At 42.9% G+C, this 13,669-nt stretch carries 11 protein-coding genes; 7 read left to right on the forward strand and 4 right to left on the reverse strand.

The features are described from left to right. Positions 1-167: 167 nt before the first annotated feature. Genes DTI93_RS02545 through DTI93_RS02570 form a run of 6 tightly spaced genes read left to right on the forward strand, consistent with a single transcriptional unit; the run spans position 168 to position 7,075 of the window. On the forward strand, positions 168-1,415 hold the full coding sequence (locus DTI93_RS02545) for a capsule biosynthesis protein (RefSeq protein WP_192848173.1): 1,248 nt from the start codon (positions 168-170) through the stop codon (positions 1,413-1,415). An 8-nt stretch (positions 1,416-1,423) separates the two neighbouring features. Further along, positions 1,424-2,248 (forward strand): ABC transporter permease, encoded by an 825-nt coding sequence (locus tag DTI93_RS02550; RefSeq protein ID WP_248460613.1) that lies wholly within the window; start codon positions 1,424-1,426, stop codon positions 2,246-2,248. A gap of 1 nt (position 2,249) precedes the next feature. Continuing rightward, positions 2,250-2,918, forward strand: a complete 669-nt coding sequence (locus tag DTI93_RS02555; RefSeq protein WP_283162703.1) for an ABC transporter ATP-binding protein — start codon at positions 2,250-2,252, stop codon at positions 2,916-2,918. 22 nt (positions 2,919-2,940) lie between these two features. Further along, entirely contained in the window at positions 2,941-4,155 is a 1,215-nt protein-coding gene (locus DTI93_RS02560; protein WP_249079557.1) for a glycosyltransferase family 32 protein, read from the forward strand. Between the two features lies 1 nt (position 4,156). Further along, a complete protein-coding gene (locus DTI93_RS02565; protein WP_249079559.1) occupies positions 4,157-5,764 on the forward strand; it encodes a glycosyltransferase family 32 protein in 1,608 nt (535 codons plus the stop codon). A gap of 15 nt (positions 5,765-5,779) precedes the next feature. Continuing rightward, entirely contained in the window at positions 5,780-7,075 is a 1,296-nt protein-coding gene (locus DTI93_RS02570; protein WP_249079560.1) for a glycosyltransferase family 1 protein, read from the forward strand. Here the strand turns inward: DTI93_RS02570 and DTI93_RS02575 are convergent. The 4 genes from DTI93_RS02575 to DTI93_RS02590 are packed head-to-tail and all read right to left on the reverse strand — an operon-like array spanning position 7,051 to position 11,971. After that, positions 7,051-8,334 carry a glycosyltransferase family 1 protein gene (locus DTI93_RS02575; RefSeq protein ID WP_349292520.1) on the reverse strand — a complete coding sequence of 428 codons (1,284 nt, stop codon included), beginning with the start codon at positions 8,332-8,334 and terminating at the stop codon, positions 7,051-7,053. The two genes, DTI93_RS02570 and DTI93_RS02575, sit on opposite strands and share 25 nt — an antisense overlap. Continuing rightward, positions 8,259-9,488, reverse strand: coding sequence for a glycosyltransferase family 1 protein (locus DTI93_RS02580; protein WP_249079562.1), 1,230 nt, complete (start codon positions 9,486-9,488; stop codon positions 8,259-8,261). The genes DTI93_RS02575 and DTI93_RS02580 overlap by 76 nt, the downstream gene beginning before the upstream one ends. 1 nt (position 9,489) lies before the next feature. Then, positions 9,490-10,854: a capsule biosynthesis protein gene (locus tag DTI93_RS02585; RefSeq protein WP_408902093.1), complete on the reverse strand. Its 1,365-nt coding sequence runs from the start codon at positions 10,852-10,854 to the stop codon at positions 9,490-9,492. Further along, positions 10,847-11,971: a hypothetical protein gene (locus tag DTI93_RS02590; RefSeq protein ID WP_249079564.1), complete on the reverse strand. Its 1,125-nt coding sequence runs from the start codon at positions 11,969-11,971 to the stop codon at positions 10,847-10,849. Before DTI93_RS02590 ends, DTI93_RS02585 begins: the two co-directional genes overlap by 8 nt. A gap of 384 nt (positions 11,972-12,355) precedes the next feature. Here DTI93_RS02590 and DTI93_RS02595 point away from each other — a divergent pair, with 384 nt between their 5' ends. Further along, positions 12,356-13,660, forward strand: coding sequence for an LTA synthase family protein (locus DTI93_RS02595; protein ID WP_193599730.1), 1,305 nt, complete (start codon positions 12,356-12,358; stop codon positions 13,658-13,660). Positions 13,661-13,669: the final 9 nt, after the last annotated feature.

Genomic DNA, 13,669 nt, shown 5'->3' on the forward strand with positions numbered 1-13,669 from the left:
TTTTTTATAAACGATGCAAGCCCAGCATGTATCGTCGGCATATAGGGAAGACCATATTAAGAGTGGTATTTTTGTAGGAAGCTTGACGAGTAAAGATTGGCATTGGTAAGAGCGTGCTGGCTACCGTCGGGATGAGTTCTGTGCGGATGATTGGGGAGGGCAGGAGATTGGGTGATACGGCTTCAGAGGTTGAAAGTGAGGGACGGATGATTTCTTCTCAGGAGAGAAACATTGAGCTTTCATCTGGATCTGCAAAATCAACAATCCGATACTTAGGTGAGTATGTGGTAAATGGGCTCATCATGAAGGTGCCAAGGTGGTTCCGCAAGCAATGGATGTTTTCTGTCGTTGTTTTGTTCCCAACCTTGCTGGTTGCTTCTTATTTGTGGTTTTTTGCCTCCCCCCAGTATGTTTCAGAAACACATTTTTTGGTACGTGGAAAATCATTAAATAGTTCAGGGTTTGGTGGAATGGTTGGTCTTTTGGAGGCTAATCATGGAGGTACGCAGGACACGTATGCTGTTCAAGATTATATGATGTCGCGTGATGCGCTGCGTATGCTGATTCAGAAAGTTGATCTAAGGGCTGTTTTTTCCCGGTCATATGCGGATTTTTTGGCTAAATTTCCTTCTATAGTTACCCGCAATGATTTTGAGAGCTTCTACTCTTTTTATTTAACACACGTGAAAGCCCAAATTGATGAGGAGACTGGGATTTCACATTTAAAGGTTCGTACGTTCTCAGCTGAAGACTCGCAAAAGGTGGCGCAAGCTCTCTTGGATGCTGGTGAAAAACTTGTCAATGAGATGAACGATCGGCAGCGCTATAATACTTTACACGCTGTACAGTCGGAGCTTGACGTAACCTTGAAGGAGCTGCACGAGACGGAGATGCAGTTGGCGGCTTATCGGTATAGCAATGAAACAATTGATCCAATGAAGCAGGCTGTTCCTATGATGGGAACAGCTCTTTCCTTAGAAGCAACGCTTTCCATGATGGAAGCCGAAAAAAAACAACTGGATCTTACGGCGCCGCATAGCCCTTTGAGGAAGGTATATGCCCAGCGGATTGCATCAATTCAAACGCAAATGAAAAATGCCCAGGCTCATATAACTGGTCATGAGATGAATTCTGGGTCGTTGGTACCTAAATTGCTTGGTTATGATGAACTGGCAGTCAAAAAAACGATAATTGAGAAAAAATTGGCAGCAGAGACGACGGCCTTGGAAATGGCGAAGGCTCAAGCGGATCGTCAAATGTTGTATGTCACGGTTGTAGCTCAACCCAGTCTGCCAGATTATGCTGCTTATCCACGAACTGCTGTATTTATTGTGTTGACCTTCATAACGATGCTGATTTTTTATGTTATTGGGTCTCTTCTTGTCTCAGGTGCGAAAGAGCATACTCTTCAGTGAGAGAAAAAATGGTTAATAAGAAGGTACGGAGCGCTAAAAAACATGTCAATTTGACATTGTCTCAGTCCATTTTAACGCAGTTGCGTGTGATTTATGCGTTAATTATGCGAGAAACGTTAACAAGGTATGGTCGTGAGAATATAGGATTTCTTTGGGTGGTGGGAGAACCTATTCTTTTTTGCGGAGGGGTGACAATTATGTGGACACTTGTTCGTCCTTCGCATGAGCATGGTCTTCGGATGACTGCTATGGTTGTTACGGGATATGTTCCTTTGGTACTTTTTCGGCATGCTGTTGTTAGATCAACGAAAGCTTATGCGGTTAATTCAAGCTTGCTTTATCATAGGTTGGTAACTCCTCTAGATATCATTACTGCACGTATTACTTTGGAAGTGATAGGTGTCATGATGGCTGCTATTCTTGTTCTCTGCGGTGCTGTTTCATTGGGGTACATGGAACTCCCAGAGGATTGGGCTTTAACACTTTCTGGGTTTGGATTTGTTGTTTTTTTTACTTATGGTATTTCGTTTATATTTTCCTATTTGACTGAACGTTCTGATTTGTTGGAGAAAACGGTTAGTGTTTTGACATACCTTGCCCTGCCGTGGACTGGGGCTTTTGTGATGATTGATTGGATCCCTCCAAAATATAGGTGGGTTCTTGAATATACCTCTCCTATAGCTAATGGAATTGAAATGATGAGGTCTGGATTTTTTGGTTCTAAAGTTGTTCCACATTATTCTATATGCTTTATGACTTATACGTCTCTACTTACGTTTATGGTTGGGTTGTATCTTTGTTTAAGAGTTAGACCTCATATAGAGTTATCGTAATATGGAGGCGAAGTTGATGGGTAAGTTGATATGTCAAGATCTTTCGAAAGCTTATCATGTTGGAAAAAAAAGAAGACTCATTTTAGATCGTGTAAATTTAGAGGTTAATTATGGAGATAGGCTGGGAATATTGGGACGAAATGGAGCAGGAAAATCTACTTTAATTAAGATGATTGGTGGAATTGAACAGCCGACTAGTGGAACAATTCATTATGGGATGACGGTTTCATGGCCGTTGGCTTTTGGAGGGGCTTTCCAAGGTAGTCTTTCTGGGCATGATAACTTGCGTTTTATTTGTCGTGTTTATCATTTAGATTATGAAGAGACCTTGGATTATGTGCAAGGCTTTGCCCAGTTAGGTAGACAGTTTTATGATCCTGTAAAAACATATTCATCAGGTATGCATGCGCGATTGGCTTTTTCGCTTTCTCTGGCGATAGAATTTGACTGTTATTTGATTGATGAAGTAATTATGGTTGGAGATGCACGTTTTGCGCAAAGGTGTGAAGATGAGCTTTTTGCAAAACGTGCGGATAGGACACTCTTGATTGTTTCACATAATACTGATTTTATTAAGCATACCTGCAATAGGGCCGCTCTGATTCATGACAAGAAGGTATTTCTCTCTTCTTCTGTTGACGAGGGAATTGAAAAATATTACAACTTATGAAAATTTGCTGAGGTGAGTGTTAATGAAAGCACATAAAATAGAAGCTGTTCATCAGATTTTAATTCTTGACAAGGGAAGTGGGAAACTTCCTGATTTCGTGAAAAATAATAGACAAGCGATCAAAAAGATATATCCGAAGGCGAAATATAGGCTGTGGAATGATAGGACGATTAAAAAATTTTTGAAGAAAAATTTTCCTGCTTCTGTCTTTGAGGCCTATGAGACGTTATGTCCATATGCTTATAAAGCAGATCTTGTCAAATATGCTTTGTTGTATGTTTATGGAGGGTTGTGTGTTGATATTGGTGTCTTGTTGTTAAAGCCTTGGAACATACCTTTCTCTAAGGATGTTGCGGCCTTTAAGGAGCCTTCTTTTATTTCTCCGAGTTGGTCGGCAATTCAAACTGGCCTTTTGTGGGCGTTGCCTCGACGGGAAGAATTCCGTTTGGCAATTGATCTCATAGTGGAAAACTGTCGTAAAAAATATTACGGCTTCAATCCGTTGTATCCGACAGGTCCGGTTTTGTTGGGAAAGGTCTTTTTGTCTGTCATGGCTTCTAGGAAGGATACTTTAGAAGCAGATAGTCAGTATGTAAGTCAGACACGTTGCGTTACTGCGGAGGCTGATATTATTAATATGACGTACGTATCAAGAGAGGGTATTGTTGTAGCGATTCGGAATAAGAAAACAGGTGGAGACTTGAAGGAGATAGGTCTCAAAAATTCTAATAATTATAATGAGTTTTGGCATACACGGCAGGTTTATGCTGAAAATCCTATGATATGGAATTCAGATGATCCTCTTATATTTGTAAAAGGTGGATTGAGTAAAACGGAAAGCGGGCAGATTATTTCCTTAGATAGGAAGGAGGGTATGACGTATGGGCCATACGTTTCTCTCCCAAAAGGGAGATATAGATTCTCTATTGTCTTTGAGGAGGAAAGTTTTTTTGATGAAATAAAGTTATCTATAGTGTCTAATTATTCTGAAATAGATCACCATTCTATTGTTTTTTCCTGTGATGAGCTTGTCTCCAATGTTTTTTCCTATACGTTTGATGTCGAGGAACTGTGGCGGAAGGTGGAATTTAAAATTTATACGCCAAATGGTTTTTTGGGGGGGATAAAGAAAATTCTAATAGAGAATCAAGAGAGGTCTTTTCCTCCCCCTCCAGGAGAAAGGGGGGTATCCTCTGGACTTTTAGGTGGTTTTTTAAAATTTGTGAGAGGAATTTAAAATGTCAAATGAGTTTCATGAAATAAAATATCTTCATCAAATATTTATTGTTGATGACTTTGTCTTGCCCCGTAGTTTTTCTCCTACTATTCAGCATCATATTGATGTGGCTCGTTCATTATATCCTCAAGCCGCATATAAAATGTGGTCTGGCAATGAAATAAGAGAATTTATTAAACGTCATTTTTCAAAAGATGTTTTGAAAGCTTTTGATACCTTAACGCCTTATGCCTATAAAAGTGATTTGGCTAGATATTGTCTAATGTATATTTACGGTGGGTTATATTTTGATCTTTCTATATACATGCTAAATAGATGGCAGATTCCGAGACAGTGTGGTGTAGCCGCTTTTTATGAAACATATGATGGAATGGAATGTTGGGCTAGTTTGCAAAATAGTCTTTTATGGTCTTTACCTAAACGCAAGGAGTGGAAGGTACTCATTGAAAAAATTGTAAGTAATTGTCGTAATAGATATTATGGTCCACATGATCATTATGTTACAGGCTCACCTCTTTTGGGACGTAGCTTTGCTACTGTTATTAGTGAGAATTCTAATATGTTGGATATCGACGATCAATATATTGGAGAAGTTAGATACATAACGCCTGAAAGGTTTGTGCAGAATGTTACTTTTGTAAGCCCTGATAGAAGGGTTGTCGCATTGAGAAACAAGAGCGTAGCGGGCAATATATCAGAATTGGGTGTTAAGGGAGCTAATAGTTACTGCCTTCTTTGGAAGCAAAAAAAAGTATTTGGAGAAAAAAATTATGAGTGGCTTGCTAGTGATCAGCATATTATTCCTATAGGGAATAAAAAAATAAAAAAGGAAAATGGGGTGATTTATGTTTCCCATGCTCGAGGAAGAGTTTTTTTTGGTCCGTATGTTGATTTGCCTGCGGGTAGCTATAAGATAACTCTTAACTTTTTGCCGAATACCAAGTATAGACGTATTTTTTTAGATATTGCAACCGAAAATACGATATATAGAGAATATGATTTTGACTATGGCTTTGTAAGTGAGCACAATAAAGAAGTTTTTTTCTTTAATTTTGATTCTAATAAAAAATCCGTTGAATTTAGGATGAGTGCTTTTGGAGATTTTTTTGGAGGGGTAACGGGTATAGTTATTGAAGATAATTCCAATTATGTTTGGGATGCTAGGCATCCTACTCTACGTCTGGCTGATGGAGGTAAGAAGGATGAGAATTCTATTCTTGTTACTAAAAAAGATCTTGGTAAGATTTTGTATGGCCCTCATGTTGATTTGGAAGCAGGATTTTATCGACTTAATATTAAATTCATTGAGGGAACAGTTTTTAAAAATCTAAAGATTGCAGTAACTGCTGCCTTTGCTCAGGAAACAATCGAAAATTTTGAAACCAGGTATCCCACTGAGGCGGAGCGTTCTGACGAGACGTATGATTTTTTTCTATCTGAGAGGAAAGAATTTGTTGAGTTCGTGTTGTACGTTGACGGGGATTTTCAAGGTGGAATTTCTCAACTCTCTCTTGAAAAGGTAAAGGCCGCCCCAGAGGAGAAATATGAAAAAAATAGTAAGTTTTCTTTCTTAAAATTTAGGACGAATCTATTTAGGTTTTCAGATTAGAAAAGGGGATGTTTTATGAAAATTGCGCCTAGAGTACTAGTTGATGGATTCAATTTAGCTCTTCCTAAAGGGACGGGGGTTGCTACTTACGGTCGCGTTCTTTCTAGGACATTGAGTAGTATGGGATTTAAGGTAAACGTACTATATGGACTAAATATCCCTAGGAGGTTGAATGAGAATTTACAGGAAGTTATGTTTTTTAATCAATTAGCTGCAGATATGCGATACAGGAGGCCTCGGCTGTATTCTCCTAGGTGGTGGCGACAAACGGCTTCCAATTTTTTGGGGCATAAAGCTGAGTTGATTAGATTTAATAATTGCGTGGAGGCACGATCCTTTGAGGAGCACATGCCTACGTTTGATTGTATTTTTAATATTCCTTTTATTTTCCAGATGGCAGCTGGTTTTTTTGAGAAAACTGGATGCTTTTTAAAAATAAAAAATACAATGAATCAAGATATAGTGCATTGGACGTATCCTTTACCTATTAAGGTTATTGGAGCAAAAAATATTTATACTATTCATGATATAGTTCCAATGAAGATGCCTTATACGACTTTAGATAATAAGATTTATTATTATAATTTAATGAATTCATTAGCTAATGAGGCTGATTATATCTGTACGGTTTCTGAATATTCTAAGGATACTATTGTTAATTTCTTTCCAAAGTTTCGAAATAAGATTTTCAATACATATCAATCGACACCATTTACTCTTTCTGATATCTCTTATGAACGGACAGAGCGAGAAATAAATAAACTATTTGGTATTTCTGATGGGGGGTACTTTATATATTTTGGCCAGCTTGAGCCTAAAAAAAATATCGGTCGTTTATTAGAAGCCTTCTTATTATCTGAAACTAATCGTCCTTTAGTATTGGTAGGGTCTAATGGGTGGAAAGAAGAAGAGGAATTGAGATTTCTTGAGCAGGGAATTGCTATGGGGGTGATTATTCATATTCCATATGTTCCCGTTAAATTACTAAGGTCTTTAATACAACATGCACGTGCTGTGTTATTCCCCTCCATATTTGAAGGTTTTGGTCTACCTATTTTGGAAGCCTTTAATTTAAAAACAGCTGTTCTCACCTCTAATACTGGAGCCTTGAAAGAAGTTGCTTCTGATGCAGCGCTATTGGTTGATCCATATGATGTTAATGCGATAAAAGCCGGAATCGAACGATTAGATAAAGATGATTTTCTTTGCAACTCATTAAAAGATAAGGGTAAGGAGCGTGCAGTTTATTTTGATGAAGAGAATTATAAAAAGAGGTTGTTGGAATTTTATAGTATAGTATTAGAAGGATAGCTTCTGATCTTTTCATAAAAAGAAGAAATATTTCTTTTATACAGGTTGGAAGAGAAGAATTTTGCTCTCTCTAATCCTGCCTTAATCATTCTTTTTTTGTCGTTCTCACTTAGCTGATCGAGTATATTTATGCAATTTGCCATCTCTACTATATTAGTAGGATCGCATAGCATGGCTGCATCACCGGAAATTTCTTCTGTAACACCTCCACGGCTGGTAAGAACTGGAACACCTAATGACATGGCTTCAATAATTGGAAGTCCAAATCCTTCTGCAAGGCTTGGAAAAAGAAGGGCTTTAGACTCTTGAAGAGTCCGTAACAGAGAGAAACGATTGCTCCATGGTAACCGAATTACTTGGCTACTTGAGCCATACGGCTTATAATTCGGTCTATCATCTCCATCAGGACCAATTAAAATAAGTGGGGTTTTTGTTCCACTAAGAGCATGGGCCTCCAATAATCTTTCAATATTTTTTCGATGTTCAATGCGACCATAAAATACAAATGAATCAGCTGGAGCAATTCGGGGAGCATTCGATATAGAATTTCTTACTTGTTTACTAAATTCAACGGGTTGATATAGAGTCGTTATACGATCTGGATGCACAGAAAGTAAATTAATTATTTGATTTCGAACTGTTTCTGAAACGGTGACAAAATGGACAGGACTTTCTATTAAAGAAGATAAAATTCTACGAAACCGAGTAGGATCGATACCTGTTAAGGAAGGATGTGTAAGCGGAATTATATCATGAATTGTAACTACATTTTGACATCCTTCCATAAAAAGAGGAAGCGGATATGTCCAGTGCATTATGTCTGGTGGAGAAAGAGGGGTTAGTCTTAAAAGTCGCTTATGATATCGATAATGAAGATGTGCTACACGATAGAGGTCGTTTGCTAGGAAAGCATCTCCCCAGACGGATTGAAACATATTGCTTATTGTAGGAGCACGGGAAAGTAGAGCAGCGATTATGCGAAATACAATCGATAGGCTAGAATATCCCTCCACGCTTTCTAATAGCCACGCTGTACTATAACCAAGTTCTCTAGTTACATTACTATGATTGATTGCGTAATACTGAACGCCAGTCCCATTTCTACGTCCAATATTGCGTCCATCAAACCATATTGTCGAGTGGCTTCTGTGGGATGAAAGAAAAGAATTATCCATTATTTTTATTAGTCGTTTTGGGTTAGTGTGAGACAGTGAGAGAGAGTAAGAGCTACGCTCTGAGACCATGAAAAGGGAGACCATTTTTTAAGGCGCTCTTTTTGAGCCTGCCATAGAGGGCCGTATTGTGAAAAGTCGTCTATTATTTTTTCCCACTCTGTTGCATCAAGTGGAGACACATAGGATGGAATATTTTGGCCTATCTCACGTAATGCAGGAATGTTGGAGCAAATACTGGGCACTCCCAGACTCATAGCTTCTGTGAGCGGTAAACCATAACCCTCTGTAAAGCTTGGGAAAAGAAGACCGTTAGAATGTCTTAATAAGGAGGCAACACATTCGTCAGAAAGACCACTTTCCTCTATAACAAGATTCTGCAAAGCTGGTGACCTTTCTAATAGGTCTAGAATATTTTCATTTTCCCATCCACGCTTACCAATAAGAATAAGATAAGGGACGGCCTCTTCCCCACGTTGCTGGACAAGGTAACGCCACAAATGGAGCAACAAAAGATGGTTTTTACGCGGTTCGATTGTACTGATATACACGAAATATGGCTTTTTATATCTATAATTTTTGCACTCTTGATTAGTATGATAGATGGCCTGCTTATGGACCCCATGTGGTGTTTTCCAAATAGGGATGCCATGGCGGTTTGCTTGGGAGAAAAATGGCTTTAATGATTCTCTCACAGAGTCAGTTGGTACAATTACAGCTCGAGCCAGTTCTATGACGCTATCAATACGGGCTTTGTGACGTATTTTTTCGCGAGGTCGTGAGTACTCTGGATATTCAATAGGAATAAGATCATGTACCATGGGTATGAAGTAGGATCCTGTCTTAGAAAGAAAATTTCTTATTATTTTTTTATGCATTAAATGATGGTGAGATACTAGAAAATAGAATTTTATACCATCAATATCAGGCAAAGAGTTAGGGAAAAACAAATATATTTTTAGTTTTTTTGCAATATTCTTTGCTTCCGCTATTTTCTCTTTGTGACCTAAATTCCATCCATTAAGTAAATTTGAGATAAACGTGGTAACAGTACTGCGTGGAAGTCTTCCAAGGCGTCCAGTTAAAGAAAGGGCGACAAAATAGGTTTGATCTTGATGATGTGTTAAAAGGTATTCAGCATAAGCGAGTTCAACTCGATCAATCCCCGTAGGAACTGCAGATCCTGCTCTTGAGAGCAAGCGTGATATGTCAAGAATAAATGAAATTGATGGTACTGTCATTTTATTGTACCCTTCTGCATGTGGAATAATTTTCCAAACGGGAAATGGTACTTAACGTCAGCTTTTCAAGCCCTTCTTCAGAGAAGAAACCTCCAGGGATTAGGCATTGATCTATCAGTACACGACGAAAAGCCGCAAAGATGAGTGGGTCAGGTCGCTGGGGTGCCTGCCAGAAAGCTTTCAATGTCGATTGCGCAGTCAGTCCCGGCATGTCGTAAATGGCGTGACCCAAGGTAATGACAGGGACATTATGAGCCAGAGCCAGGGTACCAGTCGTGCTGTTAACGGTTACGACCCCACGGGCATGACGCACAAGCCTGGCTATATCTCCAAGCTCCATGTAATCCACACGATTGCTGACACCATGCGCAGCAGCAAGTCGCTGGACAAGTTTCTTCCAGTCCTGCACACCATTGTCGAGCGGATGCTCTTTAATGACAAGACGCATCTCCAGTGGGGCATTTTTGGCAAAGGATACAAGAACTTCGGTGATGACTTCCGCCACGCCTGAATAGGAAGAATGCAGGCGTAGCTGGGCATCGGCATCCAGTTGCAGAGGGAGCAGCATGTAAGGCTTGGGCCCTTCAACCAGCCATTCAGTCAGTTCGTGACTGCGTTTTTTAGCCTTTTTACGGCGACAGAGGCGTCGCAACCACCCAACGCCTTCCACCAGGGGCGGCCAGGGACGATAATCTGTCCAATGCGGGAAACGCCACTTCAGAAGAATGGTGGCCGCATTATAGGCCACGCCTTCCAGTGCACGACGTGGGAAGGAAGAGGGGACAGGCTCATGTGGGGCGGCAGGAGGCAGCTGGCTGGCACGCTGATAGTACCAGTCAGGGTCTTTGGGTAGCGTGGAATTACCGTTAACGCCACCAAGTTCCAGGGTGACCCAGTCTGGCCGAATATAGCCTTCCTCAAAAACATGGACGGCAATATTCATTTCACGGCAGATGAGGATGGCCTGCCGATGGAGTTCCCGGCAGTCACCAAACAGCAGCACGTCCGTGATGTGATGTTTTTGCAGGATATGCCCCAGAAAGGCGGGCCATGTCCCATAATTGCTGCGGAAGGCAATACCACCTCCCAGACGCCAGAAAAGCTCATCCCCTCCATTGAAGTTGATCTTCCACACATTATGCCCCCGTTTTTTCAGGGCACGGCCAACTGATTGGAAAAAAGGCCCCATGAGCCCCTGGAGCAGCAGGAAATTGCGTTTTGTTTTTGGAGGGATCTGGAGCGACATGGGCACAAGCGTGCCGGTTTCTGTCAGGCTCGGATCTTCAAAAAAATTGGATGGATATTCGGCGTGTTCCGTCTCTTCGGGAGGGTGGCCAGAATATGTTGTCTGGGTATTGTCAAGCATGAGGGGCCCGGCATGATGAAATGAAATGTGTGAAACAACGGCGTAGCTGGCCCTGCTTCTGCCGTAATTTCATGGCGTATGTTGGCTTCCAGAGCTCAGTCTTGCCAAAACAGTCAATCAGCTCCTCCACGTCACATCGCTGTTCTGTCTCTGGATTGATATAGAGCGGATACAGAATAAGGGCGATTGCAGCAAGGTCTGTTACATCCAGTTGACGCCCCCGGCGGGGAAGAGATGGTCCCAGATGTGTTGTCAGTCCCCAGCCAGCGTAAAAGGGGGCACCGTATGTTGTAACCTTTTTGCCACGTATCAGCGCCTCAAAACCTGTCAGGGATGTGAGGGTGTGTACCTCGTCAACATGTGTAAGGAGCTGGCTCATGCTGCCACTGCGGTCAATGCTGTTGGCGTAGGCAAGAATGGTTGCTTCGGAAAGATGACCGGAACGATGGCCGGCCTCCACATCAGGGTGGGGCCGATAGATGATCCATGTTCCAGGATTCCTGCGGCGAACCTCACGCAGCAGGGCGAGATTATCCGTAATCTTGCCTCCGCCTCTTACGACAGACAGATCTCCAGCAACCTGCCCCGGAACCAGAATGACCGGCACGCCCTCAGGATGCTCTATTTTGGCGGGAGATGAATCAGGCGTAGCGGCATATTTGGAAACATGAAGCGTTTTGAGGCGCTCCATGAGAGTATCGGCTCTTCCACGGAGGGCCGGTGCAACCTTGATATCCCTCAGCATGTCCTCCAGATCACTGGGGTGGGAGGGATCAACATAAGCGCCCTGGCTGTCCAGGATAATGGAGCATGGAGGCAGAAACCCGCTTCCCAGCCCCATGGATCGGATGAAGCCATCTTCCACGAAGAAGAGGGGCACCCGCATGGCATAAGCCTGTGCCTGCAGGGCTGGTGTGATGCGGTTTGCCCAAACAGCCAGTCCAGCATTCTTTTTCCGGGCATAGGCCAGAGCCCGACGGGACGACCAGAAAAACCGGATGGGGTCTCTTCCTTCAAGAAAAGAACGAATGCGGCGCTGTTTCCACCATGCTATTCCATGGCAGGCTACGACAGGCCTGATGGCTCTGGCTCCAGACGCAGGGACATGGCATGACATGGTGAAATGGGGCCTTTTCCATACCGGACAGGTGGTAGAAACACTAGCTTGTTATCAGGAAGTCTTTTTTTTGGGAAGAGAGGGGTGGTGAATATAATTTAATTTCCACGGTTGAATAATAATTCGACCGATAAGTGGAGTTTATTGGCAAAATTTCCATTTCATTGATCAATCCATCTCTGAAATGTCCAGGGAAAACTTCATGAATCCGTGTATTCTGTCATTTATTTCGGAGTTTCAGTATCTTCAATGTCACATTATATTACAGAATTATGTTTGATGATTGTAGGGAGTCTTGTCATTGGAGAAGGTATCGACCTTTTTGTTCACCCTGTCCGTATTGTAAGAAAGCCCTCCCTGGTCCTTTTACGCTGTTTTCCAGTCATGATGGCAACCGGTATTTTTCTTTGCCTGACAGGTGTCATCTGGCTTTCCCTGCTGCTGAGTGCCATCCTGATGGGGGTGCTTGTAACGGCATCCAACCTGAAGCTGCGCCTGTTGAATGAACCTTTGGTTTTCACGGACTTTGCCCTGATCGATGCGTTCATGAAGCATCCACGTTTTTATCTTCAGGGCATTCCGCCTGCTGTGCGGTGTGTTGTCGTAGCTGGTGGTGCAGGGGTGCTCTACCTGCTTGCATGGGCTTCATCACTGTCTGTCGGGTTACGGCTGATGGGCTGTATCGAGGCAGTCGCCGTGGGACTATGCCTCTGGTGGCTCTTGGCAAGGGGAAGTCGTTCCGATGAAACAGGGCCGGACGTGTGGCGGGATGTGCGTGAGGGAGGGCTGCTGCCAACACTGCTGCTTTATGCCTGGCGCTGCCATGAGCTGGCACCGCTACCCGTCAGGCCTGCCTTGTTGCGGACGGCTGCCGCACCAGAGTCTGTCATCGTCATCCAGTGTGAATCATTTGCCGATCCTGCGGAGCTGAAGAATGAGTGGTCGCCTCTGCCAGAGCTCGTCCGATGTCGGCAGGAAGCGGTACAATGGGGAAGGCTCCTGCCTAGCGGATTAGGTGCCTATACGATGCGTAGTGAATATGGGGTTCTGTGTGGCGATGATGAGGAGATGCTCTCATATCGCCGGTTTGATCCATTCCTGACAGCGGATCAGTCTCCGTCCCATGCCCTGCCGAATCGTCTGAAACATTTTTATGAAACGGCTCTTTTCCTGCATCCCTATGATCTGCGTTTTTATGGTCGGAATCGTCTGCTGCCCTTATGGGGGTTCAATGACGTCATCGGGCGGGAATGTTTTTCCGAGCAGGACAGGGTTGGCCCGTATGTAGGTGATGCTGCGCTAACAGCACGGCTGCTGACATATCTCCAGAAAAACGATCATTTTCTGGCCTACTGTGTGACAATCGAAAATCATGGTCCCTGGAAGAAAGGGCGGTTGGAGCAATCGAGTGGTGCAGAAGCGTGGCATCAACACGTGCAGAATGGTGATGCCATGTTGCGGGAACTGCTTGCAGAGATCAAAGGGAGCGGGCGGGACATCATGCTGGTATTCTTTGGGGACCATCGTCCGGCGCTGGAAGCATTGCCCGCTGTTGAAGGACTGGAGAGGGGGACACCCTATGTCATACTGCGGCCCAATGGGCCAGAGGGAAGTCGCGTATCATCTGAGCCTGTAGATGTAACACCTGCCGAGCTCCATCGGAGCATTCTTCATCACGTCAGCTCCTGAAAAGATACG

It is taken from the genome of Parasaccharibacter sp. TMW 2.1884 (genome assembly GCF_023337695.1).
GTDB classification, from domain to species: domain Bacteria; phylum Pseudomonadota; class Alphaproteobacteria; order Acetobacterales; family Acetobacteraceae; genus Bombella; species Bombella apis.

What these genes read in the sequence shown, in the direction of transcription:
- DTI93_RS02550 (WP_248460613.1), top strand. Translation starts at nt 1,424, where the DNA reads ATGGTTAATAAGAAGGTACGGAGCGCTAAAAAACATGTCAATTTGACA.
- DTI93_RS02555 (WP_283162703.1), top strand. Translation starts at nt 2,250, where the DNA reads ATGGAGGCGAAGTTGATGGGTAAGTTGATATGTCAAGATCTTTCGAAA.
- DTI93_RS02560 (WP_249079557.1), top strand. Translation starts at nt 2,941, where the DNA reads ATGAAAGCACATAAAATAGAAGCTGTTCATCAGATTTTAATTCTTGAC.
- DTI93_RS02565 (WP_249079559.1), top strand. Translation starts at nt 4,157, where the DNA reads ATGTCAAATGAGTTTCATGAAATAAAATATCTTCATCAAATATTTATT.
- DTI93_RS02570 (WP_249079560.1), top strand. Translation starts at nt 5,780, where the DNA reads ATGAAAATTGCGCCTAGAGTACTAGTTGATGGATTCAATTTAGCTCTT.
- DTI93_RS02575 (WP_349292520.1), bottom strand. Translation starts at nt 8,334, where the DNA reads ATGGTCTCCCTTTTCATGGTCTCAGAGCGTAGCTCTTACTCTCTCTCA.
- DTI93_RS02580 (WP_249079562.1), bottom strand. Translation starts at nt 9,488, where the DNA reads ATGACAGTACCATCAATTTCATTTATTCTTGACATATCACGCTTGCTC.
- DTI93_RS02585 (WP_408902093.1), bottom strand. Translation starts at nt 10,854, where the DNA reads ATGCTTGACAATACCCAGACAACATATTCTGGCCACCCTCCCGAAGAG.
- DTI93_RS02590 (WP_249079564.1), bottom strand. Translation starts at nt 11,971, where the DNA reads ATGTCATGCCATGTCCCTGCGTCTGGAGCCAGAGCCATCAGGCCTGTC.
- DTI93_RS02595 (WP_193599730.1), top strand. Translation starts at nt 12,356, where the DNA reads ATGATGGCAACCGGTATTTTTCTTTGCCTGACAGGTGTCATCTGGCTT.